Raw genomic sequence first — 26,605 nt, 5'->3', positions numbered from 1 at the left:
CGCCTATGACCGAGAACACCTTCCCCGCCGGCGACGCCTCCGGCCCCGTCTCCGAGACGAAAGAAATCACCTTTGCCGATCTGGGCCTGGCCCCGGAACTCCTGAAGGCCATCATCGAATCCGGCTACACCCGCCCCACCCCGATCCAGGCCCAGGCCATTCCCCTGGTGCTGTCCGGCAAGGACATCATGGGCGGCGCCCAGACCGGGACCGGCAAGACCGCCGCGTTCACCCTGCCCATCCTGCAGCGCATGCTGCCCTTTGCCAGCCCCAGCCCCTCGCCGGCCCGGCATCCGGTGCGGGCCCTGATCCTGGCCCCCACCCGGGAACTGGCCCTGCAGGTGTTCGAGTCGGTCAAGTCCTACAGCAAGCACACCCCCCTGCGGGCCATGTGCGCCTACGGCGGCGTGGACATCAAGCCCCAGATCGCCGAACTGAGGAAAGGGGTGGAGATCCTGGTGGCCACTCCGGGGCGGCTCCTGGACCACGTGGAACAGAAAACCGTGAACTTCGGTTCGGTCCAGGCCCTGGTGCTCGATGAAGCCGACCGGATGCTGGACATGGGCTTCATTCCCGACATCAAGCGCATCCTCAACATGCTGCCGGCCCAGCGCCAGAGCCTGCTGTTCTCGGCCACCTTCTCGGAAGAGATCAAGCGCCTGGCCGATTCCATGCTCAAGGCCCCCACCCTGATCGAGGTGGCCCGCCGCAACCAGGTGTCGGAAACCATCACCCACCGGGTCTATCCGGTTTCCGAATATGGCAAGCGCCCCCTGTTGATCAAGCTGCTCAAGTCCAGCGAGATCAACCAGTGCATCGTGTTCACCCGCACCAAGCAGGGCTGCTCCCGCCTGGCCCGGGAGCTGCAGCGGGCCGGCATCCACGCGGACGCCATCCACGGGGACAAGAGCCAGCTGGAACGGATCAAGGCCCTGGATGATTTCAAGTCCGGCACCATGACCGTGCTGGTAGCCACCGACGTGGCGGCCCGGGGCCTGGACATCGAGGAACTGCCGCACGTCATCAACTACGAACTGCCCCACACCCCGGAAGACTACGTGCACCGCATCGGCCGCACGGGCCGGGCCGGCAAGCAGGGCAACGCCATCTCCCTGGTGACCGCCGGCGAGGTGGTGTACCTGGTGGACATCGAGAAGCTGATCAAGAAGGAAATCGAGCAGGTGGTGGTGGCCGGTTTCGAGCCCGATGCCGATTTCGAATACCCCCCGGGCAACAAGAAGAAGCGCAGCGCCCCGGCGCCCAAGCCGCCCCTGGCGGAACAGCCCCGGAGCAGCAGCCCCGGACGCCGGGAACGCAGTGGCGGCAAGCGCCCCATGGTGGCGCCGGACGGCTTCGACTTCTCCAAACCCTACGAACCCCGGGGCGAGATTCCCACTTCGCCCCAGGCAACACCGCACCAGGAACCCCACAAGCCCCGCAAGATGGTGGCCGCCCTGCTCGGCGGCCTGGGCCGCAAGCACTGAAAGAAGAACGGGACCCCAGGGTCCCGTTTCTTTTCAGGGGCGCTTCAGGGCTACCTTGGGTAGCGGCTCCTTGGGCACTTCCAGGAATTTCAGCAGGGCCACGGAGATGTTGTCCCCCTCCCCGGCGCCCCGCCCCCGGGCCAGTTCGATCAGTTTGGCCGCCACTTCCCGGGCCGTGCCCGTGGTCACCAGGGCGCCCAGCTCCTCGTCGGTGAAGTAGGCCCAGAGCCCGTCGGAACAGAGCAGGAAGCTGTCGCCGGCCTGCAGTTCGTCCATGCCGCCGAATTCCACCTTGGGTTCCTCCCGCCCCCCCAGGGAGGTGAGCAGGATGTTGCGGTTCGGGTGGGTCTCGGCCTCTTCCGGGGTGATCTTGCCGATGCGCAGCAGATGCTCCACATAGGAGTGGTCGATGCTGCGGGTGCGCAGATGCACGCCCCGGAAACAGTACAGGCGGCTGTCGCCGCAGTGGGCCCAGACGCTGCGGTTGCCGGGCAGCAGCATGAGCACCACGGCCGTGCTGTGGGGGTCCTTTTCATTGATGAAGCGGGAAGCCTTGATCATGGTGTGAGCTTCCTGCAGGCTGCTTTCCAGCAGTTGCCGGGGCTCCTCGCCGCTACCCCAGTGCTGGAAATTGGTGCTCACCGTGTGGATCACCTGCTCGGCCGCCAGGGCGCCCCCGGTATGGCCGCCCATACCGTCGGCCACCACCGCCAGGGCCACGCCGGGAACCCGGCCGTGGGCCACCAGGGCCACCCGGTCCTGCTGCTCCTTGCGGTCGCCCTGGTGCTGGGCGATGCAGGCATCCAGCTTCAGCGCCATGGGGCCTCCGTCACTCCGCCGAATACGCCCGTACTCACTGGGGAATGCTGCTGCGCAGCTCCGAGGGATGCTTGAGATGCCCGCTTTTGCCCGGATTCCGTTCGATGTAGACCCGATGCGCCGCCACCACGATGGCGTGCACATCCTCGCTGGAAAGCTGGGGGAAGTTCTCCCGCAGGACCCGGAAGGCCAGGTGTTCCAGGGAGTGTCCGCCCCAGCCGGCATTGGGATCGAAGAAGGGCTCGATCATCACGTAGGCATTGTCGAAAATCTCCCGCAACTGGAGATTCTGGCGCCGCTCGGTCTGAATGAAGGTATTCACGATGCAATCCTGAAAAAGGTTCCGGGAGATTCTATACGACGGGTTCCGCCTGGGCGTGGAAGCGCTCGAGTATTTCATCGATGAACTCGGGCAGGGCATCCCCGTGGATGCCCAGCTCGGCAATCACCTCGTCCTGGACGGCGGCCCACTCGGGATTTTCCACCCGCTGTTCCCGGTAGTAGAGCTCCATGGCCAGCTGCAGGATGGCCACCATGGTGCGGGCCGCATGCATGCCCATGGAGGCAATCTCGTGGTGGCAATGGACGGCGTCGCAGATGAATACCGGCAGGGACCAGTGTCGGGCCAGCAGGTAACCCACGGCGCAGTGGTCCAGGTTGAACTTGCGGTCTTCCTCCTGCAGGTCTATCCACCGCCCCTGCTCCCCCAGGTGCATTTCCTGGCAATAGGTGGAAAAGCGCTGCATCAGCACCGGCACGCCGCAATCGTGGAACATGCCCGCCAGATAGGCCTGCTCGGGAAAGATGTTGCAGACGGTGACCCGGTCATCGGCGATCAGCATCGCCAGCTGCGCCACGGCCTGGGAGCGGGTCCAGAAGGCCTCGTAGGCCAGGCGGTTCTTCTTGATCTCGGTGGCGCTGGTGAGCGCCACCGCCTGGACCAGGTTGAAGGTTTCCCGGGTGCCCAGGGCGTGGATGATCTGCTCCACGGTCTCGAAGGGATGGTGCTGGCGATACACGGTGCTCTTGACCGCCTTGAAGAGCATGGCCGTCACCCCCGGGTCCTGGCTGATCACCCGGGCCAGGGCACGCACATCGAACTCGCGCCGGTTGAGGAGGCCGCGCAATTCGGCCAGCACCCGGGGCTGGGGCGGAATCTTGATGCCCCGCTCCAGGACGAAACGCAGGCGGGCCGCCTCTTCCTCGCTCATGGAGGCGAGGATTTCCGAGAGGGCAGGGGCTCCGGTGGAAGGAAGCATCAGTCCTCTCCCTCCGCAGGCGGTTTCCCCTGCCCGGCGGCCTGGCGCTCCCCGGCCTTCTGCTTGAGCCGGCCATAGGTGCGCAGGGACATCCAGGTTCCGATCAGGGACAGAATGGGGCCGCCCACCAAGAGGAGCTGCAGCTTCTGGTCGTCGCTCAGGTCGAGCATGGGCGTCCCTTCGGGATCAGGAAAAAGAGCTTCATTCTACTCCAGCCCCCCTGACAAAAGTTCTACGCCTCCGTCTGCCAGGGCCGCAGCCAGCCCAGGCCGGCCTCGGTCCCGGCCCGGGGCCGGTATTCGCAGCCCACCCAGCCTTGATAGCCGAGCCGGTCCAACAGGGCGAACAGGTAGGGATAGTGGATTTCCCCGGTCCCTGGCTCCTGGCGCCCGGGATTGTCAGCCACCTGGATGTGGCCGATGCGCGCCAGCTGGGTCTCCAGGGTCCGGGCCAGGTCCCCGGCCATCACCTGGGCATGGTAGAGGTCCAGCTGCACCAGCAGCCCCTCCCGCCCGGCCTGGGCCTGCAGGGCAAAGGCCCGGGCCGGGGTGTCCAGCCAGTAACCGGGCATGTCCACCCGGCTGTTGATGGGCTCCATCAGCAGGGTCACTCCCTGCCGGGCGCAGGCGTCGGCCGCGGCCCCCATGTTCTCCAGGAAGGTGGCCTCCAGCTCGGCTTCGGAAACCCCCGCCGGGCGCAACCCTGCCAGGGCGTGCAGCCGGGTGCAGCCGAGTGCTGCGGCGTATTCCAGGGCCTGCTCCAGGCCGGCCCGGAACTCGGCTTCCCGGCCCGGGTGACAGGCGCAGCCCCGCTCGCCGGCGGCCCAGCCACCGACGGGCAGATTGAACAGCACCTGCTCCAGGCCCGCTTCCCGGAGCCAGACGGCGATGTCGGCAGCCGGCCAGTCGTAGGCAAACAGGTATTCCACCCCGCGGAACCCGGCCCGGGCGGCGGCAGCAAAACGTTCCGGAAAAGGCAGTTCGGTAAACAGGAAGGAGAGATTGGCGCAGAACCTGGGCATGGGCAGCGGACCGGGGCGGAACTTCGGGGGCCCCGGCAAGTCTGTGGAACACCCGGCCAGTATAATGGCCCGCCACATCCGCCGCAGATACGAAGGAGTTTCCATGGGCAACCGGCTTTCCAAGATCATCACCCGCACCGGCGACGCCGGCACCACCGGCCTCGGGGACGGCTCCCGGGTCAACAAGGACAGCCTGCGCATCCACGCCATCGGCGAGGTGGATGAGCTCAATTCCAGCCTGGGCCTGCTGCTGGCGGAAGCGGAGCTCCCCGCCGCCGTGCGCGAAGCCCTGCTCGGCATCCAGCACGATCTCTTTGACCTGGGGGGCGAGCTCTGCCTGCCGGGCATGAGCGTCATCACCAACGCCCAGGTGGGCCGCCTGGAGGAGCTCTCCGCCGCCTTCAACGCCGACCTGCCCCGGCTCAAGGAATTCATCCTTCCCGGGGGCAGCCGGACCGCCGCCCTGGCCCACATGAGCCGGGCCATCTGCCGCCGGGCCGAGCGGGCCATCGTACATCTGGGCAACAACGAGACGGTCTCCGAGGACGCCCGCCGTTACGTGAATCGTCTCTCGGACCTGCTCTTCATCCTGGGCCGCGTCCTGAACCGGGCCTCCGGGGGCGGCGACGTGCTCTGGCAGAAGGGCAAGAACGCGGAGTAAGGGGCTGCCCGCCTTTGTCGCAAAACCGACAGGAACGTTCCGGGCGCTCCACACAATCCCGAAGCACTCACACAAACCACTGAATTAACGCATATTTTTAGCTGGCATCCCGCTTGCTAAACAGGGCTGACCTAGATTATTTCCGAGGCAGCCATGCATGCGGTGACCATCAACGACACGACCCTGAGGGACGGCGAGCAATCCGCCGGGGTGGCCTTTTCCCTGGAGGAAAAGCTGGCCATCGCCCAGGGCCTGGACGCCATCGGCGTGCCGGAGCTGGAAGTGGGCATTCCCGCCATGGGCAGCGAGGAACGGGAAAGCATCCGCGCCGTCGCCGACCTGGGCCTGAAGGCCCGGCTCATGGTCTGGTGCCGCATGCATCCCCTGGACCTGGCCGCCTGCGCCGGCCTGGGGGCCCAGCTGGTGGACATTTCCGTCCCCTCTTCAGAGCAGCACCTGGCCTACAAGCTCAAGAAGGACCGTGCCTGGCTGCTGGCCACCTTGCCCGAATACATCGCCCGGGGCCGGGACCTGGGCCTGGAAGTGTGCATAGGCTGCGAGGACGCCTCCCGGGCCGATCCGGATTTCCTGCTCGCCATCGCCGCCACGGCAGCCCGGGCCGGCGCCGTGCGCCTGCGCTACGCGGACACCCTGGGCATCATGGAGCCCTTCGGCCTGCACCAGATCATCGGACGCCTGGTGCAGGCATCCGGTCTGGCCATCGAAATGCACGCCCACGACGACCTGGGCCTGGCCACCGCCAACACCCTGGCCGCCATCCGTGCCGGCGCCACCCACGTCAACACCACGGTGAACGGTCTGGGCGAACGGGCTGGCAACGCCCCCCTGGAAGAAGTGGTGCTGGGGGTGGAGAAGTTCTACGGCGGCAGCACCGGCGTCAATCTCAAGGGTTTCCCCAGCCTCTCCGAACGGGTGGCCCGGGCCTCGGGCCGGCCGGTACCCTGGCAGAAGAGCATCGTCGGCCCCGGGGCCTTCACCCACGAGGCGGGCATCCACGTGGATGGCCTGCTCAAGGACCCGCGCAACTATCAGGGCTTCGACCCCATGGAAGTGGGCCGCAGCCATCGCATCGTGCTCGGCAAGCATTCGGGCCACCGGGCCGTGCAGGCCGTCTATGCCGGGCTGGGCATGCCCCTGGATGAGCCCACCGCCCGCCACCTGGTGGAGGGCGTGCGCGCCTTCGTGATCGCCGCCAAACGCCCGCCTGAAGACGGCGAACTCCTGGAGCTGCTGCATGCCCACACCGAACTCTCCTCCGGACGCCCGGACCCCGCCACCGGCACAACCCCTGCGAAGGATGACGCCCATGTCTGAGACCACCACCCTGCCCCTCGGCGCCAGCGATGAGGCCCCCGCGGGCCTCTGGGCCCAGATCCGGGAAGACCTGCGCTGCGTCTTCGAACGGGACCCGGCGGCACGCAGCACCCTGGAGGTGCTGACCACCTATCCGGGCCTGCACGCCATCATGCTGCACCGGGTGGCCCACGCCCTGTGGCTGCGCCAGCTGCGCTTCCCGGCCCGGCTGCTGTCCTTCCTGGCCCGGGCCTTCACCAATGTGGACATCCACCCGGGCGCCAGCATCGGCCGGCGCTTCTTCATCGACCACGGAGCTGGCGTGGTGATCGGCGAGACCGCCGAGGTGGGCCACGACGTGACCCTCTACCACGGCGTCACCCTGGGCGGTACCTCCTGGAACAAGGGCAAGCGCCACCCCACCCTGGGCGACGGGGTGGTGGTGGGGGCCGGCGCCAAGATCCTCGGCCCCATCCAGATCGGCCACCGGGTGCGGGTGGGCGCCAATTCCGTGGTGGTCAAGAATGTCCCCAGCGACCGCACCGTGGTGGGCATTCCCGGCCGCATCGTCCCGACCCGGGCCGGCTCGCCCCGCCCGGCCAACGGCATCAGCCTGGACCATAACCTGCTGCCCGATCCGGTGGCCCGCTCCATCACCTGCCTGCTGGACCGGATCGAATCCCTGGAAGCGGAGCTCAAGGCCATGAAGCGGGGCGAGCCCCTGGCCGACAGCCCCGACGCTGACGAAGAACGCTGCGGCGTCTGCAGCGCCGGCGACCTCTGTTGCGAGCATGAGCGGGACACCCCTCAGCCCGCCCCGCTCCAGTAAGACCATGGATATCCTGGACTTTTCCGACTGCGAACTCTATTTCGAGGAGCCCCTGCTCCCCGAGGCGGAGCGCCTGCTGCAGGAAGCCTCGGGCCTGTACGGGGACGAGGCGGCGGAGCTCGCCCTGCTGCGCGCCTATGTCCTGGCCCCGGAGCATCTGACCGTGCTGGTGGGCCTGTACCGTTACTACTTCTACCAGCACCGTCTGGAAGATGCCCTGGTGGTGGCCGAGCGGGCCATGCAGCTGGTGGCCCGACGCCTGGGCCTGCCCCTGGACTGGGCCCGGGTGGAGGAGCTGCATCTGGCGGCTGCGGCCCAGAGCTCTTTCGGCCTGTTGCGCTTTTACCTGCTGGCCCTGAAGGCCAGCTGCGTGGTGCTGTTGCGCCAGCACGCCATTGACGCCGCCCGGGCCCGGCTGCAGAAGCTGATGCGCCTGGACAGCCAGGACCAGCTGGGCGCGGCCAAGCTGCTCGAAGTGGTGGATGAATTCCGGCCCCGCCAGGAGGCGGAGCCGGCCCTGACCCTGATCGCCTGAGGAGGCCCCCTATGGATACCAACCTGACCCTGGACGAAGCCCTGGAAGAACTCGTGTCCGCCGAGGATTTCCTCGATTATTTCGGCGTGCCCTACGAGCCCACCGTGGTGCACGTGAATCGCCTGCACATCCTTCAGCGCTTCCACGACTACCTGAACCGCTACGCCAAGGAAATGCCCACCGACGACGGGGAGCGTAGCGCCATCTACAAACAGTGGCTGAGCCAGGCCTACGAGGACTTCGTCAAATCCGACGCCCTGACCGAGAAGGTCTTCGCCGTGTTCCAGAATGTGCCCACGGCGGACGGGGGCATGTCCTCCTTCGTCTCCCTGGACAAGGTGTTCCGCTCATGAGACCCCGCTGGCAGATCGACGACGAGGTGCGCGTCATCCGCAACGTGCGGGACGACGGCACCTTCCCCGGCGCCGACATGGGCGACCTGCTGGTCCGACGCGGCAGCATCGGGGTGATCCGGGACGTGGGCACTTTCCTCCAGGACCAGATCATCTACTCGGTGCATTTCTATGACGAGAACCGGATGGTGGGCTGCCGGGAAGAAGAGCTGATCCCCATCGACGAGGAATGGGTCCCCTCCCGCTTCGAGTTCCGGGAAAAGGTACGCAGCATCGCCTCCCTCAAGGTGGGCGACGAGATCCTGGTCCCGGCCGGGGCGCCCGGAGAAATCATCAAGGTGGTGCGGGACCATCCCAGCGGCCCCGCCTACCACGTCCATTTCGACAGCCTGCCCGGCCGCATCCTGCTGATCCCCGAACCCATGCTGGAAACCCGCACCCCCCTCCCCAACTGAAAAAAATGCTCGCCATGCAACCCTACCTGCAGCTCAAACTCTCCCTGGCACTGTTCAAGAAGGCGCCCCGCACCCTGGATGCCACGGAAAGTGCCCGGTTGGGCGAAGTGGTCAGCCGCCAGGCCCGCATGGAAGCTGCCATCCTCGCCAGCCCCGAAGCTCTGGGCGTGGTGGTGCCGGAAGCCACCCTGGCGACCCGCCTGGAAGAGATCAGGCAACGCTACCCGAGCCGGGAAGAGTTCCTCGCCGACATGGGCCAGAACGGCCTGAGCGAACCCGAACTGGAACAGGCCCTGGCCCGGGACCTGCGCATCGAGGCAGTACTGGAGCGGGTCTCGGCCCAGGCGCCCAGCCCCTCCGACGTGGAGGCGGAAATTTATTACCGGCTCCATCCCCAGGCCTTCAACCGCCCGGAAATGCGGCGCATCCGGCACATCCTGATCACCTTCGACGACGAAGCCCAGAAGCTGAAAGCCACGGAACTCCTGGAAACCTTGCGCCCCCAGCTGAAAACCGAGCAGGACTTCGGCGCCGCCGCCCTCAAGCATTCCCAGTGCCCCACGGCCATGGAGCAGGGTCTGATCGGCACCGTCAAAGCCGGCCAGCTGTTCCCGGAACTGGACCCCCAGGCCTTCAGTCTGGCCGAGGGGGAGGTTTCGCCACCCCTGGAATCTCCGGTGGGCCTGCACCTGCTGCGCTGCGACAGCATCCTGGCCGGCGAAACCCTGGATTTCCCGGAAGTCCGGGAACGGATCATCGCCCTGCTCCTGGAGCAGCGCCGCCAGACCTGCCAGCGGGCCTGGATCAAGGCCCTGCTGAAGCACTGATCCCGGCCCGCACCGGCAGAGGCAAGCAAAACGCCGGCCCTGAAAACAACAATGCCCCGGACCAGGTCCGGGGCATTGTTTTGCTGCCACAGCTGCCGCCGTAGCGGCAGCCGGGAAGATCAGCAGGAGTAGTACAGTTCGAATTCCACCGGGTGGGTGGTCATGCGGACCTTGTTCACTTCTTCCATCTTCAGGGCGATGAAGGCATCGATCCAGTCGTTGGAGAACACGCCACCACGGGTCAGGAACTCGCGGTCCTTGTCCAGGGCTGCCAGGGCTTCGTCCAGGCTGGCGCAGACGGTCGGGATCTTGGCGTCTTCCTCGGGGGGCAGGTCGTACAGATTCTTGTCAGCGGGATCGCCGGGGTGAATCTTGTTCTGGATGCCGTCCAGGCCAGCCATCAACAGTGCGGCGAAGCACAGGTAGGGGTTGGCGATGGGATCGGGGAAGCGGGTCTCGATACGACGGGCCTTGTCGGAAGCAACGTAGGGCACGCGGATGGAGGCGGAACGGTTCTTGGCGGAGTAGGCCAGCTTCACCGGAGCTTCGTAATGGGGCACCAGACGCTTGTAGGAGTTGGTGCCGGGGTTGGTGATGGCGTTCAGGGCCTTGGCATGCTTGATCACGCCGCCGATGTAGTACAGGGCGGTTTCGGACAGGCCGGCGTAGCCGTTGCCGGCGAACAGGTTCTTGCCATCCTTCCAGATGGACTGGTGCACGTGCATGCCGGAACCGTTGTCGCCCACGATGGGCTTGGGCATGAAGGTGGCGGTCTTGCCGTACTGGTGGGCCACGTTATGCACCACGTACTTCAGGACCTGGGTCAGGTCGGCGCGACGCACCAGGGTGCCGAACTTGGTACCGATTTCGTTCTGGCCGGCGGTGGCCACTTCGTGGTGATGCACTTCCACTTCGACGCCACACTGTTCCAGGGCCAGGCACATGGCAGCGCGGATGTCGTTGAAGGAATCGACGGGGGGCACGGGGAAGTAGCCGCCCTTGACGGTGGGACGGTGGCCGGTGTTGCCGCCCTCGACCTTTTCGCCGGAGGTCCAGGCAGCTTCTTCGGAGAAGATCTTCACGTAGGTGCCGGACATGTCGGTCTTCCACTCCACGGAGTCGAAGATGAAGAATTCGGGTTCGGGGCCGAAGAAGGCGGTATCACCGATGCCGGAGGACTTCAGGTAGGCTTCGGCGCGCTTGGCGATGGAGCGGGGGTCACGGTCGTAGCCGCGGCCGTCGGCGGGGTCCACCACGTCGCAGGAGATCACCAGGGTGGTTTCATCGAAGAAGGGGTCGATGAAGGCGGTGTCGGGGTCCGGCATCAGCAGCATGTCGGAAGCCTGAATACCCTTCCAGCCGGCGATGGAGGAACCGTCAAAAGCGTGGCCGCTCTCGAACTTGTCTTCATCCACGGCATGGGCGGGCACGCCCACGTGCTGTTCCTTGCCACGGGTATCGGTGAAACGGAAATCGACGAACTTGACGTCGTTTTCCTTCATCATCTTCAGAACGTCCTGAACAGTAGCCATATTGCAAAGTCTCCTAAACGGATACCGGCCTTGCCGGCAAGTGAGTACAAATTACGACAGACAGGCTACAGCAGGAAGCGTGCCAATCGTTTTCAAACAGTTTTCCATTGTGCCACAAGGGCAAAGGAAAAAGAGGCCCTGAAAGGCAGCACCAATACGGTGCAATACACCATATTGGGGCGCACCACATCGGTGCAGACAAAATATTTCCCCGACCCTGGCCTCCTCCCGCGATCCATCCGCCCCGGTTGGCCTGCGTTATACTGCAAGGCCTGATTTCACGCCCTGGAACCGTCATGGGAAAACTCACCGACCTCCTGCAACTGGCCCGGGAACGGGCCCAGGCCACCGGCCTTCCCTACGCTGGCGCCCTGACCCCGGCCGAAGCCCATCAGGTCTGGCAACTGGCGCCGGGCGCCAGGCTGGTGGATGTACGCACCCGCGCCGAATTGGATTGGGTGGGCCGCATACCCGATGCGGTGGAAATCGAATGGAACCAGTATCCAGGCGGCGTCCCCAACCCCCATTTCCTGACCCAGCTCAAGCGCCAGGTGGATCCCGAAGCCCTGGTGATGTTCATCTGTCGCAGCGGCCTCCGCTCCGACCACGCCGCCCGCAGCGCCACTGAAGCCGGCTACAACGCCTGCTACAACGTGCTGGAGGGTTTCGAAGGCGACAAGGATGCCCACGACCAGCGCAACCACCTGGGGGGCTGGCGCCACGCCGGCCTGCCCTGGTTCCAGAGCTGACCCCAACCTCCTCATGCCGGGCCAGCCCCGGCCACTTGCCCCGAATCATGACCCTGCCTCTGCCTTTTGACCCCTACAACCTGCTTTCCGACCAGGAGTGCCAGGAGCGCATCCGCGCTGCCCGCAGCAAACTGGGCCAGGAAGTGGTGCTGCTCTGCCACCACTACCAGCGCGCCGACGTGTACCAGCACGCGGACCTGACCGGCGACTCCCTCAAGCTCTCGCGTCTGGCCGCCCAGACCGACTCTCCCTACATCGTCTTCTGCGGCGTGCATTTCATGGCCGAGGTGGCGGACATCATGTCCAAGCCCGGCCAGACTGCCATCCTGCCCGACCTGGCGGCCGGCTGTTCCATGGCCGACATGGCCAACCTGGCCAAGGTGGAGCGCTGCTGGCGGGAGCTGGGGGAAGTGCTGGATGTGGAAAATGAATTCACCCCGGTCACCTACATCAACTCCGCCGCCGATCTGAAGGCCTTCTGCGGCGAGCACGGGGGCATCGTCTGCACTTCCAGCAACGCCGGCACCATCGCCAAGTGGGCCTTCGAGCAGCGCCCGAAGATACTGTTCTTCCCCGACCAGCACCTGGGCCGCTGGACCGGCCACAACATGGGCATTCCCCTGGAAGACATGCTGGTATGGGACCCGGACCGGGAGTACGGCGGCCTCACTCCCGAGCAGATCAGGAAGGCGAAGATCCTGCTCTGGAAGGGCCACTGCTCGGTGCACCAGATGTTCCAGAAACACCACATCGACGCCTTCCGGGCCCAGCACCCGGACGGCATCGTGATTGCCCACCCGGAGTGCAATTTCGAGGTCTGCGCCGCCTCCGACCATGTGGGCTCCACGGAACTGATCGTCAAGACCATCAAGGAGGCGCCGGCGGGCACCCGCTGGCTGGTGGGCACGGAACTCAATCTGGTGGACCGGCTCGCTCGGGAAGTGCTGCCCCAGGACAAGATCGTCCAGTTCATGGCCACCACCATCTGCATGTGCTCCACCATGCAGCGCATCGACCCCCAGCACCTGGCCTGGACCCTGGAAAACCTGGCGGCCGGCCAGGTGGTCAATCCCATCGCCGTGCCGCCCCACGAAGCAGAGCTGGCCCGGCTGGCCCTGGACCGGATGCTGGCCATTTCCTGACCGCCCCGGACCATGACCGAGCCGGCCCTGATACACCTGATCTACTGCAGCACCGCCACCCATGAAATGAGCCAGGCGGAACTGCTGGACCTGTTGCAGCAGAGCCGGAAGCTAAACGAACAGCTCAAGCTGACGGGGATGCTGCTCTACGGCGGCGGTGTATTCATGCAGGTGCTGGAAGGCATCCCTGCGGCCGTGGACATGGTCTATCAGAAAATCTGCCGGGACCCCCGCCACCATTCCCTGATCCTCCTGGAACGGGAGCCCGTCAGCGAACGCAGCTTCGCCGGGTGGAGCATGGGCTTTCACCATCTGGAAGCAGAGGCCGGGCAGCAGTTTGCCGGTGCCTTTGCCCTGAATGACGCCGGGCCCGACCTGGAAGACAAGGCCTGCCGCCCCGGACCGGCCCTGGACATCCTGCGCCAGTTCGCCCGCACCCAGCGCTAAACCATGCCCCCAGCCTCCCTGCACATTGCCACCTACAACATCCACAAGGGGTTTTCCCAGTTCAACCGGCGCATGATGGTGCACGAACTGCGGGAACGCCTGCGCAACTTGGCCCCGGACATCGTCTTCCTGCAGGAGGTCCAGGGCCTGCACATGGGCCATGCCCACCGCCATCCGGACTGGCCCCGGGATGCCCAGCACCGTTTCCTGGCCGAGGATGTCTGGCCGGCCACGGCCTACGGGGAGAACATGGTCTATGACCATGGCCACCATGGCAACGCCATCCTGTCCCGCTTTCCCATCCTGGACAGCCACAACCAGGATGTGACCCACCTGAAGTTCGAACGCCGGGGGCTGCTGCACTGTCGCATCGCCCTGCCCGACGGCCGCCCCCTGCACTGCGTCTGCGTGCACCTCTCCCTGTTTGGCCGCTCCCGGCGGCGGCAGATGGAGGAGCTGAGCAGCTATCTGGAGCAGATCGCCCCGCCGGGAACCCCTCTGGTGATTGCCGGCGACTTCAACGACTGGCGCAACCGGGCAGCCGCTCACCTGGCCGAGCGCCTGGGCCTGGAAGAAGTGTTCGGCCAGCGCCCGGTGCGCAGCTTCCCCGCCGCCCTGCCCCTGTTCCGCCTGGACCGCATCTACGTGCGGGGCCTCCAGGTCCGGGAGGCCCAGGTCCATTTCGGGCCGCCCTGGTCCGCCCTCTCCGACCACGCGGCCCTGTCGGCCCGGCTCCTCTACGATGCCTGAGTTCCTGCCCGGCAACTCCGTCACCCTGCTCAATTCGGGCCAGGAGTATTTCCCTGCCCTGCTCCAGGCCATAGACCAGGCCCACCGGGAAATCTTCCTGGAAAGCTACATCTTCGCCGATGACTGCATCGGCCAGGCCGTCGCCGCAGCCCTGGCCCGGGCCGCCCGGCGCCAGGTGGCGGTGCGGGTGCTGGTGGACGGCTTCGGCGCCCGGGACTTCCCCGAGACCTTCGGCCCCCTGCTCCAGGCGGCCGGGGTCCAGTACCTGATCTACCGCCAGGAAGTGGCCCGCTTCCGCCTGCGCCGGCACCGCCTGCGCCGCCTGCACCGCAAGCTGGTGGTCATCGACGGCCGGGTCGCCTTCGTGGGGGGTATCAACATCGTCGATGACAACAACGCCCCGGCGGCCCTGCGGCCCCGCTACGATTACTCGGTGCGGGTGGAAGGTCCCCTGCTGGTGCCGATCCGCCAGGCTGTCCGGCGCATGTGGGAAAACGTGGCCTGGGCCAGCTTCAAGCGGCGCTACCGCCTGCCCGATCACGACCCCTGCCCCGGCTGCCCGGAAAGCAGCGGCGAGCAGCGGGCCGCCTTCCTGCTGCGCGACAACATCCGCCACCGCAACGCCATCGCCAACGCCTACCTGGAGGCCATCCACGGGGCCCGGGAGTCGGTCTGCATCGCCAATGCCTATTTCCTGCCCGGCTTCCGCTTCCGCCATGCCCTGCGTGCCGCCGTGCAGCGGGGCATCCGGGTCACCATCCTGCTCCAGGGTCAGACCGACCACCCGCTGCTGCAATACGCCACCCAGGCCCTGTACGGCGCCCTGCTGGAAGAAGGCATCCGCATCTTCGAATACCGTAAGAGCTTCCTGCACGCCAAGGTAGCGGTGGTGGATGGTCATTGGGCCACGGTGGGCTCCTCCAACATCGACCCTTTCAGCCTGCTGCTGGCCAAGGAAAGCAACGTGGTGGTGGACGATCCCGGTTTTGCCCGGGAACTGAGCCAGAGCCTGGAGGCCGCCATGGCCGAGGGGGCCACGGAACTCACGGCCGGGGACCTGGAGCGACTACCCCTGCACTCACGCCTGCTGCGCTGGCTCAGCTACGGCCTGGTGCGCCTGTTCGTGGGCGCGGCCGGCTACGGCCCCCGCCACTGGCGGGGCGAACAGCATTGAAGCGGTAGCAAATCGGGCCCGCCAAGGTAGAATCCCCCTCACCAAAGACATAAGACCCGAGGCTTACCATGGCAACCTGGGGATTCGGCCTGCGCGCCAAGTCCATGCTGGCCCTCCTGCTCGCCTGCCTGCTCGCCCTGGTTCCGGCCGGGCTGATCGGCTGGCAGGTGCTGGACAGCGTGCGCAACCATTTCGGCGAAGCCTATGCGCGCAACCTCACTCTCCTGAAGCGCCAGAGCATCCTCGCCCCCATCTCCCGGGACCTGGCCCTGGCCCTGCGCCAGGCGGATTCGGAAGTGACCCGCCAATGGCTGCGGGACGAGCAGGACCCCGACAAACGGGCCCTGTTCTTCAAGGAGGCAGAAGGTTATCGCAAGGACTTCCGCAGCCATTCCTACTTCCTCGCCAGCGCCGCCGGTCTGGGCTTCTATTTCAACGATGACAAGAAGGGGGTCAGCGACCAGCCCCGTCATCTGCTCAGCCCGGACCAGGAAGGCGACTCCTGGTTCTTCAGCACCCTCAGGCAGAGCGAACCCTACAACATCAACGTCAATGACGATGTCCACCTGAAGATCACCCAGGTCTGGCTCAATGTGCTGATCCGCGATGGCGACCGGGTGCTCGGGGTATCCGGCACCGGCCTCGACCTGACCGCCTTCCTGCAGGAGTTCATCAACACCGGGGAAGCCGGGGTCACGCCGATGATCGTTACCCGCAGCGGCGCCATCCAGGCCCACCCGGACCCGGCCCTGATCGCCATCAACCAGGCAGCCAGCACGGCCAGCCAGGCCCAGACCCTGGCCGGCCAGCTGCAGCAGCCCCACGAACAGGCGGCCCTGGCCGCCGCCCTGGCCCGGGCCGAAACCCAGCCGGCAGAAGTCGCCACCCTGCGGGTGCATCTGGATGGCAAGGAACAGCTGCTGGCCCTGGCCTACCTGCCGGAGCTCAAGTGGCACGTGGTCACCGCCGTGGACCTCAAGGCGGCCCGGGTCCTGGACCAGGGCTGGCTCAACACCGCCGTGGGAGCCCTGGTGCTGTTGCTGGGCATCCTGCTGCTGGCCTTCGCCTACGCCGTGGAACGGCTGGTGCTGCGGCCCCTGAAGAAACTGCAGCAATCCGCCTCGGCCCTGGCCGGGGGCAATTTCGACGTGTCCCTGCCGCCCCCCAGCCGGGACGAACTGGGAGATCTGAGCCAGGCCTTCGGCATCATGGCCACCCGGATCCGCAACAACACCGAGGAGCTGGAAGCCCAGGTCCTGGCCCGGACCCAGGCCCTGGAAACCGCCAACCAGGACATGCGGCGGGCCCACAAACAGATCAACGACTCCATCGACTATGCCAGCCTGATCCAGCGGGCCATCCTGCCCAAGCAGCAGCTCGACCAGCTGCTCGGCCCGCACCACTTCGTCCTGTGGCGTCCCCGGGACGTGGTGGGCGGCGATTTCTACGTCTTCCGCAGCGAAGGCGAGCGCTACATGGTGGGGGTGGTGGATTGCGCCGGCCACGGGGTGCCCGGGGCCCTGATGACCATGCTGGCCCGGGCCGCCCTGGATCACGCCATGACTCAGGAAGGCATCGCCGCCCCGGCGGCCATCCTGACCCAGACCGATGCCACCATGCGCGCCATGCTGCAGCACTGCGAGCTGCCCCGGGCCATCGCCACCAACATGGATGCGGGTCTGGTCTATGTGGATAGGGAGCGGGGGCTGCTGCGCTTTGCCGGCGCCAAGATCGGCCTCTACTGGAGCGACGGCCAGGAGGTGGGCGAAATCAAGGGCGGCCGGCGAGCCATCGGCGACCGGCGCATGGGCAGCTACAGGGATACGGAATTGCAGATGCAACCGGGCACCACCTACTACCTGGCCACTGACGGCTTCCTGGACCAGGCCGGCGGCGAACTGGGCTACGGCTACGGCAACACCCGCTTCGCCCAGCTGCTCCTCGCCCATGCCCGCCTGCCCATGGCCGAACAGGCCGATGCCCTGGATCAGGCCCTGGAAAGCTATCGCGGCGAGTATCCACAGCGGGACGACATCACGATACTATCCTTCCGTTTCGAGTGATCGGGAAAGCCATGGAAACCATAGACCTCTTCAGCCTGCGCGCCCATTTCAACCAAAGCCGCATCCTGCTCTGCTTCAATGGCCCCATTTCCCGCAGCCTGATCGAGGAAATCGGCAACGCCCTGAAGAACTACCTGCAGGCCGACAATGCCCAGCCCTCGGCCGCCATGGACGTCTTCAGCGTCTACGTGGAAATGACCCAGAACATCCGCCACTATGCCCAGGCCCAGGGCTACGGCGAACAGGACAGCTCCGCCACCGTGGTGGTGGCCCGGAATGAGGAAGGACACTACCTGGTCCAGGCCGGCAACCTGGTGGAACAAGCCGACGGGACAGCCTTGCTGGAACGGATCGGCAATCTGGCCGGGCTGGACAAGGCGGAACTAAAGGCCGCCTACAAGGCCCAACTGCGCCAGCCCCGGGACGAAAACGCGGTCAGTGGCGCCGGGCTGGGCCTCATCGACGTGGCCCGCAAGTCCACTCAGCCCCTGAGTGCCAGCCTCTCCCATGTGGGCGACGGCCGCGCCTTTTTCAGCCTGCGGGCCGTGATCTAAGAGCAACAGGACCAACGATGAACGATCTGAACATCCCGGGCAGCCAGTCTACGCCCCAAATCAACAGCGACGGGAGCCAGGGCCTGCTCACCATGCAGGGGGACTCCTACCCGGAGAACTCCTTTGAGTTCTTCGGCCCCGTGATCGCCTGGATCGAGACCTACCTGCGCGACAGCCAGGCCCCCCTGCGCCTGGAACTGCGCCTGGTGTACATGAACACCAGCTCCGTGAAAGCCATGATGGACATCTTCGACCTGCTCGAGGAAGCCCACGGCCGGGGCCGCCAGGTGAGCGTGGACTGGTTCTACGACCCGCGCAACGAACGGGTCCTGGACCTGGCCGACGAATTCCGGGAAGACTGCACCTTCCCCTTCCTGATCGCCCCCGACAGCCCGTTCAAATGAACATGCCGCTCTTGGCCCCCTCGGAACAGGAACTGCTGCGCCAGGTGGAAACCCTGCTGGCCCAGGAACGCTACCAGGAGCATCCCCTGCGGGACGCCCTGGCCCGCCTGTTCGAGTACAGCGAGGGGCAGCGGGAGCGGCTCGAACGACTGATCAAGATTTCCGATGGCTACCACAGCATCTCCCGCAGCCACAGCCAGACCCTGGCCGAGCAGTACGACCGGCAGCTGCGCCGCCTGGAAAAGCTGGCGCGGATCTCGGACCGCTACCAGAACAGCCTGCGGGAACTGAGCGAAGCCCTCAAGGATGCCGCCCTGCGGGACCCCCTTACCGGCCTGGGCAACCGCCGCTTCCTCATGGAGCGGATCAAGGAGGAAACCGAGCGGGCCAACCGCAAGCAGGCCGCCTACAGCCTGGGCATCCTGGACGTGGACCACTTCAAGGCCATCAACGACCAGTTCGGCCACGAGACCGGGGACAAGGTCCTGTGCGAAATCGGCCTGGCCATTCAGGACGCCCTGCGGGAATACGACCTTTGCGGCCGCTGGGGCGGAGAGGAATTCCTCATCATGCTGCCGGAAACCCCCGTGGAATTTGCCCGCCAGGTGGCGGAACGGGTCTGCCAGGGCATCAAGGAAGTCCGCGTCGCCCTGCACCAGGAAGGTTGCACGCCACCCATCTCGGCCAGCCTGGGCCTGACCCAGTACCGCTTCGGCGAGAGTTTTTCGGAAGCCCTGAACCGGGCCGATACCGCCCTGCTGCAGGCCAAGGCCGCCGGGCGCGACCGCCTGGAAGTGGCCTGAGCGCCTCAGGCTGGCGGCCAGACCCGCCCCCGGCCAGGGGCAATGGCAGCAAACTGCCAGTGGCGCCGGGCCCAGGCCCAGACCTCCGCCACAGTAGCCCGAGCCAGTTCATCCGGGGGCGCCTGCCCCAGGAACCTCAGGGCCTCCACCAGGTTCGCCGCCGCCCGGGCAACCTCCAGGGCCGGCGCCCGGGTCTGCTTGGAGAGCTTTTCCCCAGCCCCGTTGGTGGCCACCGGCAGATGGGCGTAGACCGGCCGGGGATAACCGAGCTGCTGCTGCAGGAACAGCTGGCGCGGCGTGGAATCCAGCAAATCGGCGCCCCGCACCACCTGGTTGATGCCCTGAAAAGCGTCGTCCACCACCACCGCCAGCTGATAGGCAAACTGCCCGTCCGCCCGGAACAGGACGAAATCCCCCACATCCCTGGCCAGGTCCTGGGACTGGCGCCCCTGAATACGATCCTCGAAACTCACCCGCTCAGAGTCCACCTGCAGGCGCCAGGCCCGGGGGCTGCGCCCAGGGGGCAGGCCGGCACGGCAGCTGCCCGGATAGAGTAGCCCCCCATCCAGGGCCGGCCGTGAGCTGGCCGCCGCGATTTCCTTGCGGGAACAGGCGCAGGGATACGCCTTGCCTTCGGCCAGCAACTGCTCCAGGGCCGCCTGGTAGGCCTCCAGTCGGGTGCTCTGCCACAGCACCGGCCCATCCCAGGCAAAGCCGTGGGCTTCCAGGCAGGTCAGGATGGCTTCGGCCGCCCCGGGCACATTGCGGGGTGCGTCCACATCCTCCATGCGCAGCAACCACGCCCCGCCCTGGCTGCGTGCATCCAGACAGGAGGCCAGGGCGGCCACCAGGGAACCGAAATGCAAGGGACCGGTGGGACTGGGGGCAAATCGCCCCCGGTAGTTCGATGCAGGCAAGGGAGAATTCATGGGCGACAGTTTACCGGCATCCCGCCCATACGGCGGCTCCCCGGCCACAGGGAGCCGCCTGGAAGAAGAGCTAGCGGACCTTGAAGGTGGCCGACGGCTCTTCCGGAGCCGGGCTGCCGGGTTGCGGCTTGACCGCCCCCCCGGGGGTCTTGGGAGGGGTGGGCGGCGCCGGAACCGGCTGCACCGGATAGGGGGTGGACGGTGTCGGCAGGGGCTTCACCGGAGGGCAGCGACCATCCTTGCAGCCGGGCTGAGGGGGCAGGGGTTGTACCGGCACGGGACGGACGACCACCCCGCCGCCCCGGGGTTCGGGCAGGACGGCCCCGTGGCAGAGGGCGACGGCCCGGGCCCGCTCGGCGGCCGAAATGTCCTGGGCGTCCACGGCCTTGATGCACTCCTGCACCCCGGCCCGGTCCACCTGGCGGCCCTGCTGGCTGGCGCCGGCACTCTGACAGCCGGCAATGAGCTCGGCCTTGAGGGCGTCGGCCACCTCGCGCCGCTGTATGTCATCAACACAGGCCTTGATGGCCTCCCCGGCCCGGCGCGCCTCGTCGGCCTGGCTCTGTTTCGTTGCCTGCTGGGCCTCCTGGGCCTGGCGGGCCCGCAGGGCTTCCAGATCCTTGAGGCGCTGCTGGTGGGCCTGGCGGGCGGCCTGCTGCTGGGCCTCGGTGATGACTTCCGGCTGCACGACGCTCTCCACCCGGGAATTGCTCGGACAGGGAGAAGCCGAAATCACCACCCCCCCTTCGGGAGACTTGCATTTGTAGGCCTGCCCATGGGCCAGGGACGAAACACCGAGGATCAGCAGGGGCGCCAGCCGCGCCCACCAGGATAGCTTTCCGTTCACATCGACTCCTGCTTGATTTTCACGCACAGCCGTTAATGTAGTGCAGCCCATGACGAGCGCAAAACTGTTACTTCCTCAGCTTTCCTCGAACACGGGCGCACCAAGCTCGGTCAGCCGACGCTCCAGACGCCGGACGTCCACGCCCAGGGAAGGCAGCAGGGCGAGGGCCCGCTGCCAGACGCTGATCACCTTGCCGCCCGTCTCCCCATCCTGGCCATCCAGCTCCAGCAAGGCCTCCAGGAAATCCCCGGGCGCCGCCAGCGGCCCGTTTTCCTCCAGGCTCAGCAAGGTCATCCAGGCCGCCCCCAGGTGTTCCCGCTTCTTGCTCCAGTTGCCCCGGGTGGCCTGGGTATAAAGCTCGAAGAAACCCAGGGTCTCCGGGGCTGCCGCGCCCAGGAGCTGGGCCAGCTTGTGCTGGCTGTTCTCCAGGGCCAGCAGCAGCCGGGCCCGGGCCGCATCCAGGGGCATCTCCTGACGCTCCTCCTGGAAAGCCCGGCGGATGTCCGCCAGCCACTGACGCGCCTGCTCGGCGGACTCCGGTTCCGCCTCCGCAGGCAGGGGACTCCGGTAACGCAACAAGCCCAGGCGCTCCAGGGCCCGGTAGAACCCGAACAGCCCCGCCTTGGGGGAGAGGTAGCCGCTCCCCAGGGGTTCGCCGAAACAGACCGTATGGGGCCGCGCTTCATTGGCCAGGATGTAGTGTTCGGCCTGCAGGCGGCCATCCGGATAACGGCTCAGGCAAAGCTCGTAATCATGGCCATGGCCCACATGCAGGCCGATGGACTGACGACCATCCTGGTAGCGGTAGGCATAGGCATAACAGGCTTCGTCCCGGGACCGGGTATCCAGCCCATCCTTCAAGCGCGGACTGGCAAAAACCCAGTCGAACAGGCGCCGGGCTTCCTCCTCTTGCAGATCGTCCCCGGCACGCTCCAGCCGCTGCGGATCAAACACGCACTGTCCGGCCAGCATGTGCTGGAGCAGGGCGGAATGATCGGGAAAGTACAGGTCCCCCCACCAGGGCGAAGGATCGCAGAGGGCGGGCGCCAGCACATCCTGGGAGTGACAGGTGCCGGGGAAGAGATCCAGACGGCGCTGGGTAGTTCCGTCGGCTTCGGCAAAGCGGTTGAAACTCTGGATGCTGTCGTCGGCGATGATGGCCTCCGCCCGCAGCACGTCGCAACGGATGGGGAAGTCCTGGGAGATCAGCAGACGGGTCTCCAGGGTGCCGGCCACGGTGAGGGCGCCGTGATTGTAGAAACCATACAGGGTCTCGGCCTGCACCCCTCCGGCCACATGGACATCGCCCCCAGTCAAGTAGAGGTTCCGGGCCTTGAGATCCCCCATCACCACCAGCATGGGCGAGTAATCCGGCTCGTAGCCGGCCAGATGGGAGTCCAGCTCCAGATTACCCAGGAACAGGTAGCCCGCCACCGGCACTTCGCCCACCCGGGAAACGAGCTCCAGACAGGGCAGCCGGGCATCTGCCTCCATCACCAGCAGCAGGCCCTCCCGATCCCAGGGCGTACAGGTCGCGGGCTCGCCGGCGAAGCTCAGCTGATCCAGTACCCGGGCCCAGGCCTCCTGGGGCGCCACGGCAAAACGGGCCGAGGGAACATCCTCCGGCGCCTCGCCTTCCCGGGCCTCGCGCAGGGGCACATCCAGTGCATCGGGCAGGGATGCCAGCCGCCGTCGGGCCTCAGCCCCCTGGGATGCCTGTCCCTGCTGCAGCAGCTCTTCTGCCATGGCAAAGCACTGCAACATCGCCGGATAGAGGGGATACATGCCGCTCGCCTCGAAGGTGGTGAGATCGGGGCCCTGGTCCGGCTGGAAGCGCAGGTCAAGGGAGCCGTCCGCCTCCAGAATGAAGTGCAGCACGCAGAAATCGGGCAGCCCCTCCTCATCGAGTTCCCGGCTGCCGCGCCAGCCCACCGCCAGGCGGGATTCACCCTCCTTCGCCTGGCGCAGGATCAGATAATGGCCATTGAAATGTATCCCCTCCCCGATCCTGGCCAGACCCGTCCGGGTGCAGGGCAGATCCAGCAAGGCTTGCAGACGGGCGGGCGTGATCTCCCGCCGGATGCGGGGCAACAGCGCTTCGGCCTCGGCCAGCCGGGGCAACCACTGCTGCCAGAGGGCCTGGAACCGGGCCGGCTCATCCCCGGACGGAACCCGCCAGCGACGGGGCCCCTCCCCCCGCTCCGCCAGACGCAGGCGCAGGCGGGGCGCAGCCGGCCTGCGGCTCAGGCGTTGCCAGAAGGAGGCCGGGTATTCCAGCCCCAGCTCATACACCTGGGTGTCGTCGAACAGGGTCAGCCCCTGCAGTTTCTTCCCCTGACTGATGATGCAGGCGCTGCGGGAAAAGGGATCCCGCAGCAGGAAATCACCATGGGCATCCCGCGCTTCCAGCAAGGGCGTTTCCAGCAGTTTTTCCAGATTGGCCGCGTGCAAGGTCCCGTCCCCCAGGCGGGCCGGTGGCGCCGGAACCGCCTCGCCTTGCAGCAGGGGCAGGCCGGCCCGGCTGCGGCTCAACAGGGCGGCGTGGTCCAGCCAGTTGGCGAGCCGCAGCCAGCCGTCGGGGAAGCCCGCCTCCGGCCCGGGACGGTGCAGCACCTCGGGCACGAAGACCGGCGCCAGGGTCGCCATGGACAAGGCGGGGGGCAGCAGCCCCTCCCGGTGATCATCCCAATGCCGCCCCGTCATGCCGCCCTGCAACGCCAGCTCATACTGTTCCAGGCAGATCCACATGGCGGCCCGAGCCGGGCCGCACACCACCAGCCGGCCATGGATATCCTGGCCCAGGACCAGTTGCTCCACCTGCAGCCGCCCGCCCACCCATACCTCGTCGTCCCGGAGCAACAGGCTGTGGGCCTGCAGGTCCCCGAGCACCACCAGAGCGCTGCCGTCATCCCCGGACTCCTGCCAGACGGGCCCCTCCACCACCAGGGACCCGGTGACCAGCACCAGTAGCCCGTTCCCCTGGGATGGCCCCAGGCAGAGCTCCGGCAACCGGGCATCCCCTTCGTGAACCACCACCGGGCGCCCGGCCAACTCCTCCGCATGGCGGAGCAGGGCGAAGCCGGCCGGCAAAAGACCAAGGACATCAGCGAAAGTACGCAAAGGGGGAGAAGGCATGGACGGGCTTCCAGCGGGCGAAAAGGAAACGCATCATGCCACAAGCATTATTTCTATGTTACCCCTGTAGACCTACCTGCGAAACGGGGATTCAAGCATTCAGAACAATCACAAGAAAATATCCACGAAATACCACCTTATTTAGGTCACTACCCAGGCATGATAAATCACGCATTCATCACAGCACCACCCCAGAGAAAGGCAAAAAACCCAAACCCTATTCGCTTATCTTGCCAGCCCGATGACAGGAACAGCTTGCCGCCCCATGGCTCAGCTTATTTCTCCGAGTACGCGACACCTCTGCGGCTCAACCAAATTTCTAAGGATGAAACATTAATCCTGATCCGCTTTCCGATGCCTGGCCCCGCCTGAAACTTGCTCAGGTACAAATTTCAGGCGGCAACCATACCGTTAACACGGGATTAACCAGGAGTCATACGTTAAAGCGAAAGATGGCCTCAGAAGTGCCATTTTTACTGGGTCTCAGTCCGGTCTTGCTCATTTCGTAGTCACCTCCGTATACATTTTTTGCGAGCATCCCCATGTGGGTGGCATCACCCGTCTTCACTTGGTCTGACCCGCCAAGAGGTCGAGCACGTCGGCCTCCAGGATCGCTCCCAGCTTGCACAGGACCAGCAGGGACGGGTTGCCCACAGCGCGCTCGATCTGACTCACATAGGTGCGATCCACATCCGCGCTCAGGGCGAGCGCCTCCTGCGACAAGCCACGCCTGCCCCGGAAGTCTTTCATGTTGCGCGCCAAGTCCTGACGCACTTGCTCGTAGTCTCGTCCCATCAACGCCGAGCATGGGCGCCATGAGACCTTTAATCCACGGACTATATTCGACAATGTCGAATATAGTCTTCATAATCGGCTCAACTTGAGATCATGGGGAGCTGATGGATGAGTGGAGTCTGCTTTCGGATGCTGGCCGGGCTGGCCGTTGTGATGACCGTGACCGGCTGTGTCGCGACACAGCCGCAGGCTGACGGCTCGACCAAGGTTCATCTCTCCTTGGGTGGCGTGTCGAAGGCCAGCCAAGGTAACGTGGCACCGCCTCCTACTACCGAGACTCGCCCAGCCGTCGTTGCCAATCAATCCAAGCCAGACCAAAGCGCGCCGCCCGGCGCTCCTGGCATCCGTGCAACAGCACTGGCAGGCGTCTTCAGCAAGCATTCCTACGACGGAACGCCCAAGACCTACTTCCCCCGCGTGGCTGTCACGGTCACGGACTGGTCCCGCAGTGACTGCTGGATCGGCACCGCCACCATTTGGAGGAGCAAGACCAAGTCCGAAGCTGTGCCCGCCTTCTCTGTGTGCTGGGGACAGTCGGTGGGGTACGCGGTCAACAACGCCGCGAACCTGCACCTCTTCATGCAGCAGATGGCGGTCGAGCACAGTGGCAATGTCCGCACCGTTGGCCCCAAGCCGCCCATGCTGGCCATCCCCGACCGGCAGCCGATCAGCGAGCGGCAGCAACTCGTCTTCCAGGGGTTTGTCCAGCAGCTGGTGCTAGACACCGGATGGCAGCCGGGCGCACCGACCAATCTCTGGTTGGTAGGGTATGACGCCAACGCGGTCATCAAGCCAACCGTGCCTCCTGCCTCCAGCAACGGAGCGTCGGAGCCCGTGGACGCCAAGACCAAGGCGCAGCTCGAACAGGCGCTGAGCTGCGCTGTCATCGGTCCACGATTTGAACTGGCTGAGTCGCTGCTCAAGCAGTCGGGATGGAATCCCGATCAAGGCGTCACGCCGGTCACGCTCGCCGAGCCCGTCAAGGTCTATGGGTTCAGCGTCCGCAAGGTGGCGGTGTCACGTGACGGGGGTGAGCAGACCTACCGCAGCTACTTGGCTGGCACCTCGGTCCAGCAGCTCGCGAAATCAGCTTCGCTGAGATTGGGCAAGGATGGCAAGACCTATGGCCGTTTGACCAAAGTGGGCGTGTTGTCGGCGGGCATGGAGGGCGGCGAGGCCACGCTGACCTGTACCGTCAACACCGAAGGTTCGGAGGGCTGACCATGGCAATGCAATGTCCGAGCTGCGGCAGCACTCATATCCAGCCGATGGCCGTTGTGCATGCGGGCGGCACACAGCATTTCCACGCTACACACACGGCGGTGACCTCTGACGGGCAGTTTGTTCAAGGTAGCAGCCAGGGCCACCAGTTAACGGCGTTAGCCCAGCATTGCGCGCCGCCAGCTCCTCCGTCACCCTTGCCGTTCATCATTGCGTTTGGGCTGGGTGGAGCGACCGTCTATCACGCGGCCACAGTGTGCGACCTTTTCGAGCGGGGTTGCCGGGTCGGCATGTCCTTCTGGGCGCTGCTCATCTACAACTGGAAGCAAGCTGCAGTCGGGATTGGAGTCATCGCGCTGGGCTGGCTGCTGATGAAGGGCTGGCACGCCCAGGCTAAGGCCTACAGCGCGGCCAAGCGCCAGTGGCAGAGCACGTGGTTTTGCCATACGTGCGGGCAGGCACATCTCAGAAACTGATCGGCACCCGCCCGTTATCGTAGTTAC

Annotated in this window: 29 protein-coding genes; 19 read left to right on the top strand and 10 right to left on the bottom strand. The window is 66.0% G+C overall.

All coding sequences use genetic code 11. The features are described 5' to 3' along the window. The first annotated feature begins 65 nt into the window (after positions 1-65). Positions 66-1,484, top strand: coding sequence for a DEAD/DEAH box helicase (locus G474_RS0113295; protein ID WP_026687409.1), 1,419 nt, complete (start codon positions 66-68; stop codon positions 1,482-1,484). 33 nt (positions 1,485-1,517) lie between these two features. On the opposite strand, the gene G474_RS0113290 is transcribed toward G474_RS0113295, so the two are convergent. The 5 genes from G474_RS0113290 to hyi all read right to left on the bottom strand — a co-directional run bounded on the left by G474_RS0113290 (position 1,518) and on the right by hyi (position 4,583). Further along, positions 1,518-2,303, bottom strand: a complete 786-nt coding sequence (locus G474_RS0113290; RefSeq protein WP_026687408.1) for a PP2C family protein-serine/threonine phosphatase — start codon at positions 2,301-2,303, stop codon at positions 1,518-1,520. Between the two features lie 34 nt (positions 2,304-2,337). After that, positions 2,338-2,625, bottom strand: a complete 288-nt coding sequence (locus tag G474_RS20775) for a hypothetical protein (protein ID WP_245589363.1) — start codon at positions 2,623-2,625, stop codon at positions 2,338-2,340. A gap of 31 nt (positions 2,626-2,656) precedes the next feature. Then, positions 2,657-3,562, bottom strand: coding sequence for an HDOD domain-containing protein (locus G474_RS0113280; protein WP_026687407.1), 906 nt, complete (start codon positions 3,560-3,562; stop codon positions 2,657-2,659). Continuing rightward, complete coding sequence (locus G474_RS23450; RefSeq protein WP_156919260.1) at positions 3,562-3,732, bottom strand: hypothetical protein; 171 nt, start codon at positions 3,730-3,732, stop codon at positions 3,562-3,564. The genes G474_RS0113280 and G474_RS23450 overlap by 1 nt, the downstream gene beginning before the upstream one ends. A gap of 62 nt (positions 3,733-3,794) precedes the next feature. Continuing rightward, positions 3,795-4,583 (bottom strand): hydroxypyruvate isomerase, encoded by a 789-nt coding sequence (gene hyi, locus G474_RS0113270; protein ID WP_026687406.1) that lies wholly within the window; start codon positions 4,581-4,583, stop codon positions 3,795-3,797. A 103-nt stretch (positions 4,584-4,686) separates the two neighbouring features. Between hyi and G474_RS0113265 the strand changes: the two genes are divergently transcribed. The 7 genes from G474_RS0113265 (at position 4,687) to nifM (ending at position 9,557) form a co-directional block, all read left to right on the top strand. Then, on the top strand, positions 4,687-5,244 hold the full coding sequence (locus G474_RS0113265) for a cob(I)yrinic acid a,c-diamide adenosyltransferase (RefSeq protein WP_026687405.1): 558 nt from the start codon (positions 4,687-4,689) through the stop codon (positions 5,242-5,244). A gap of 153 nt (positions 5,245-5,397) precedes the next feature. Then, on the top strand, positions 5,398-6,579 hold the full coding sequence (gene nifV, locus G474_RS20770; protein WP_084513758.1) for a homocitrate synthase: 1,182 nt from the start codon (positions 5,398-5,400) through the stop codon (positions 6,577-6,579). Further along, positions 6,572-7,387, top strand: a complete 816-nt coding sequence (cysE, locus tag G474_RS0113255; protein ID WP_043464388.1) for a serine O-acetyltransferase — start codon at positions 6,572-6,574, stop codon at positions 7,385-7,387. Before nifV ends, cysE begins: the two co-directional genes overlap by 8 nt. A 4-nt stretch (positions 7,388-7,391) precedes the next feature. Beyond that, positions 7,392-7,922 carry a hypothetical protein gene (locus G474_RS0113250; RefSeq protein WP_026687403.1) on the top strand — a complete coding sequence of 177 codons (531 nt, stop codon included), beginning with the start codon at positions 7,392-7,394 and terminating at the stop codon, positions 7,920-7,922. Positions 7,923-7,933: 11 nt separating this feature from the next. Continuing rightward, positions 7,934-8,275 (top strand): nitrogenase-stabilizing/protective protein NifW, encoded by a 342-nt coding sequence (gene nifW / locus G474_RS0113245; protein ID WP_026687402.1) that lies wholly within the window; start codon positions 7,934-7,936, stop codon positions 8,273-8,275. Continuing rightward, the gene (locus tag G474_RS0113240; protein WP_026687401.1) at positions 8,272-8,730 is read left to right on the top strand and encodes a nitrogen fixation protein NifZ; all 459 of its coding nucleotides are present in this window, start codon (positions 8,272-8,274) and stop codon (positions 8,728-8,730) included. The genes nifW and G474_RS0113240 overlap by 4 nt, the downstream gene beginning before the upstream one ends. A 5-nt stretch (positions 8,731-8,735) precedes the next feature. Then, positions 8,736-9,557, top strand: a complete 822-nt coding sequence (gene nifM, locus G474_RS0113235; RefSeq protein WP_043464385.1) for a nitrogen fixation protein NifM — start codon at positions 8,736-8,738, stop codon at positions 9,555-9,557. A gap of 119 nt (positions 9,558-9,676) precedes the next feature. Here the strand turns inward: nifM and glnA are convergent, their stop codons facing one another. Then, a complete protein-coding gene (gene glnA, locus G474_RS0113230) occupies positions 9,677-11,089 on the bottom strand; it encodes a glutamate--ammonia ligase (protein ID WP_026687399.1) in 1,413 nt (470 codons plus the stop codon). A 296-nt stretch (positions 11,090-11,385) separates the two neighbouring features. Between glnA and G474_RS0113225 the strand changes: the two genes are divergently transcribed. The 9 genes from G474_RS0113225 to siaD all read left to right on the top strand — a co-directional run bounded on the left by G474_RS0113225 (position 11,386) and on the right by siaD (position 19,175). Then, positions 11,386-11,838 (top strand): rhodanese-like domain-containing protein, encoded by a 453-nt coding sequence (locus tag G474_RS0113225; RefSeq protein ID WP_026687398.1) that lies wholly within the window; start codon positions 11,386-11,388, stop codon positions 11,836-11,838. 47 nt (positions 11,839-11,885) lie between these two features. Continuing rightward, complete coding sequence (nadA, locus tag G474_RS0113220) at positions 11,886-12,980, top strand: quinolinate synthase NadA (protein WP_043464382.1); 1,095 nt, start codon at positions 11,886-11,888, stop codon at positions 12,978-12,980. Between the two features lie 12 nt (positions 12,981-12,992). Continuing rightward, entirely contained in the window at positions 12,993-13,427 is a 435-nt protein-coding gene (locus G474_RS20765; RefSeq protein ID WP_051282280.1) for a BLUF domain-containing protein, read from the top strand. Positions 13,428-13,430: 3 nt separating this feature from the next. After that, complete coding sequence (locus tag G474_RS0113210; protein ID WP_026687396.1) at positions 13,431-14,177, top strand: endonuclease/exonuclease/phosphatase family protein; 747 nt, start codon at positions 13,431-13,433, stop codon at positions 14,175-14,177. Then, positions 14,170-15,351: a cardiolipin synthase ClsB gene (clsB, locus tag G474_RS0113205; protein ID WP_026687395.1), complete on the top strand. Its 1,182-nt coding sequence runs from the start codon at positions 14,170-14,172 to the stop codon at positions 15,349-15,351. Before G474_RS0113210 ends, clsB begins: the two co-directional genes overlap by 8 nt. A gap of 68 nt (positions 15,352-15,419) precedes the next feature. Next, the gene (gene siaA / locus G474_RS0113200; protein WP_026687394.1) at positions 15,420-17,414 is read left to right on the top strand and encodes a biofilm regulation protein phosphatase SiaA; all 1,995 of its coding nucleotides are present in this window, start codon (positions 15,420-15,422) and stop codon (positions 17,412-17,414) included. Between the two features lie 11 nt (positions 17,415-17,425). Then, positions 17,426-17,968, top strand: coding sequence for a biofilm regulation protein kinase SiaB (gene siaB / locus G474_RS0113195; protein ID WP_026687393.1), 543 nt, complete (start codon positions 17,426-17,428; stop codon positions 17,966-17,968). Positions 17,969-17,985: 17 nt separating this feature from the next. Continuing rightward, positions 17,986-18,372 (top strand): biofilm regulation phosphoprotein SiaC, encoded by a 387-nt coding sequence (gene siaC, locus G474_RS0113190; RefSeq protein WP_026687392.1) that lies wholly within the window; start codon positions 17,986-17,988, stop codon positions 18,370-18,372. Between the two features lie 2 nt (positions 18,373-18,374). Further along, positions 18,375-19,175, top strand: a complete 801-nt coding sequence (siaD, locus tag G474_RS0113185; protein WP_211228115.1) for a biofilm regulation diguanylate cyclase SiaD — start codon at positions 18,375-18,377, stop codon at positions 19,173-19,175. 5 nt (positions 19,176-19,180) lie between these two features. Here siaD and gluQRS read toward each other — a convergent pair whose 3' ends face one another. The 4 genes from gluQRS to G474_RS0113165 form a co-directional block, all read right to left on the bottom strand. Continuing rightward, entirely contained in the window at positions 19,181-20,104 is a 924-nt protein-coding gene (gluQRS, locus tag G474_RS0113180) for a tRNA glutamyl-Q(34) synthetase GluQRS (protein ID WP_026687390.1), read from the bottom strand. Between the two features lie 70 nt (positions 20,105-20,174). Further along, on the bottom strand, positions 20,175-20,951 hold the full coding sequence (locus tag G474_RS0113175; RefSeq protein ID WP_026687389.1) for a DUF4124 domain-containing protein: 777 nt from the start codon (positions 20,949-20,951) through the stop codon (positions 20,175-20,177). 75 nt (positions 20,952-21,026) lie between these two features. Beyond that, positions 21,027-24,086 carry a hypothetical protein gene (locus tag G474_RS0113170; protein ID WP_156919259.1) on the bottom strand — a complete coding sequence of 1,020 codons (3,060 nt, stop codon included), beginning with the start codon at positions 24,084-24,086 and terminating at the stop codon, positions 21,027-21,029. Positions 24,087-24,650: 564 nt separating this feature from the next. Continuing rightward, a complete protein-coding gene (locus G474_RS0113165; RefSeq protein WP_026687387.1) occupies positions 24,651-24,881 on the bottom strand; it encodes a helix-turn-helix domain-containing protein in 231 nt (76 codons plus the stop codon). A 129-nt stretch (positions 24,882-25,010) separates the two neighbouring features. Here G474_RS0113165 and G474_RS0113160 point away from each other — a divergent pair, with 129 nt between their 5' ends. Together G474_RS0113160 and G474_RS0113155 are read left to right on the top strand one after the other, a co-directional pair. After that, a complete protein-coding gene (locus tag G474_RS0113160; RefSeq protein WP_156919258.1) occupies positions 25,011-26,102 on the top strand; it encodes a hypothetical protein in 1,092 nt (363 codons plus the stop codon). Positions 26,103-26,104: 2 nt separating this feature from the next. Beyond that, the gene (locus G474_RS0113155; protein ID WP_026687385.1) at positions 26,105-26,578 is read left to right on the top strand and encodes a hypothetical protein; all 474 of its coding nucleotides are present in this window, start codon (positions 26,105-26,107) and stop codon (positions 26,576-26,578) included. Positions 26,579-26,605 lie beyond the last annotated feature (27 nt).

The organism is Azovibrio restrictus DSM 23866, assembly GCF_000429665.1.
GTDB classification, from domain to species: Bacteria; Pseudomonadota; Gammaproteobacteria; order Burkholderiales; family Rhodocyclaceae; genus Azovibrio; species Azovibrio restrictus.
The sequence above is the reverse complement of the archived record's forward strand: the minus strand, read 5'-3'. Positions and strand labels throughout refer to the sequence as shown.

Excerpts from the sequence above, each read along its gene's own strand:
- G474_RS0113290 (WP_026687408.1), bottom strand. The coding sequence starts at position 2,303 with ATGGCGCTGAAGCTGGATGCCTGCATCGCCCAGCACCAGGGCGACCGC.
- G474_RS0113280 (WP_026687407.1), bottom strand. The coding sequence starts at position 3,562 with ATGCTTCCTTCCACCGGAGCCCCTGCCCTCTCGGAAATCCTCGCCTCC.
- G474_RS23450 (WP_156919260.1), bottom strand. The coding sequence starts at position 3,732 with ATGCTCGACCTGAGCGACGACCAGAAGCTGCAGCTCCTCTTGGTGGGC.
- hyi (WP_026687406.1), bottom strand. The coding sequence starts at position 4,583 with ATGCCCAGGTTCTGCGCCAATCTCTCCTTCCTGTTTACCGAACTGCCT.
- G474_RS0113265 (WP_026687405.1), top strand. The coding sequence starts at position 4,687 with ATGGGCAACCGGCTTTCCAAGATCATCACCCGCACCGGCGACGCCGGC.
- nifV (WP_084513758.1), top strand. The coding sequence starts at position 5,398 with ATGCATGCGGTGACCATCAACGACACGACCCTGAGGGACGGCGAGCAA.
- cysE (WP_043464388.1), top strand. The coding sequence starts at position 6,572 with ATGTCTGAGACCACCACCCTGCCCCTCGGCGCCAGCGATGAGGCCCCC.
- G474_RS0113250 (WP_026687403.1), top strand. The coding sequence starts at position 7,392 with ATGGATATCCTGGACTTTTCCGACTGCGAACTCTATTTCGAGGAGCCC.
- nifW (WP_026687402.1), top strand. The coding sequence starts at position 7,934 with ATGGATACCAACCTGACCCTGGACGAAGCCCTGGAAGAACTCGTGTCC.
- G474_RS0113240 (WP_026687401.1), top strand. The coding sequence starts at position 8,272 with ATGAGACCCCGCTGGCAGATCGACGACGAGGTGCGCGTCATCCGCAAC.
- nifM (WP_043464385.1), top strand. The coding sequence starts at position 8,736 with ATGCTCGCCATGCAACCCTACCTGCAGCTCAAACTCTCCCTGGCACTG.
- glnA (WP_026687399.1), bottom strand. The coding sequence starts at position 11,089 with ATGGCTACTGTTCAGGACGTTCTGAAGATGATGAAGGAAAACGACGTC.
- G474_RS0113225 (WP_026687398.1), top strand. The coding sequence starts at position 11,386 with ATGGGAAAACTCACCGACCTCCTGCAACTGGCCCGGGAACGGGCCCAG.
- nadA (WP_043464382.1), top strand. The coding sequence starts at position 11,886 with ATGACCCTGCCTCTGCCTTTTGACCCCTACAACCTGCTTTCCGACCAG.
- G474_RS20765 (WP_051282280.1), top strand. The coding sequence starts at position 12,993 with ATGACCGAGCCGGCCCTGATACACCTGATCTACTGCAGCACCGCCACC.
- G474_RS0113210 (WP_026687396.1), top strand. The coding sequence starts at position 13,431 with ATGCCCCCAGCCTCCCTGCACATTGCCACCTACAACATCCACAAGGGG.
- clsB (WP_026687395.1), top strand. The coding sequence starts at position 14,170 with ATGCCTGAGTTCCTGCCCGGCAACTCCGTCACCCTGCTCAATTCGGGC.
- siaA (WP_026687394.1), top strand. The coding sequence starts at position 15,420 with ATGGCAACCTGGGGATTCGGCCTGCGCGCCAAGTCCATGCTGGCCCTC.
- siaB (WP_026687393.1), top strand. The coding sequence starts at position 17,426 with ATGGAAACCATAGACCTCTTCAGCCTGCGCGCCCATTTCAACCAAAGC.
- siaC (WP_026687392.1), top strand. The coding sequence starts at position 17,986 with ATGAACGATCTGAACATCCCGGGCAGCCAGTCTACGCCCCAAATCAAC.
- siaD (WP_211228115.1), top strand. The coding sequence starts at position 18,375 with ATGCCGCTCTTGGCCCCCTCGGAACAGGAACTGCTGCGCCAGGTGGAA.
- gluQRS (WP_026687390.1), bottom strand. The coding sequence starts at position 20,104 with ATGAATTCTCCCTTGCCTGCATCGAACTACCGGGGGCGATTTGCCCCC.
- G474_RS0113170 (WP_156919259.1), bottom strand. The coding sequence starts at position 24,086 with ATGCCTTCTCCCCCTTTGCGTACTTTCGCTGATGTCCTTGGTCTTTTG.
- G474_RS0113165 (WP_026687387.1), bottom strand. The coding sequence starts at position 24,881 with ATGGGACGAGACTACGAGCAAGTGCGTCAGGACTTGGCGCGCAACATG.
- G474_RS0113160 (WP_156919258.1), top strand. The coding sequence starts at position 25,011 with ATGCTGGCCGGGCTGGCCGTTGTGATGACCGTGACCGGCTGTGTCGCG.
- G474_RS0113155 (WP_026687385.1), top strand. The coding sequence starts at position 26,105 with ATGGCAATGCAATGTCCGAGCTGCGGCAGCACTCATATCCAGCCGATG.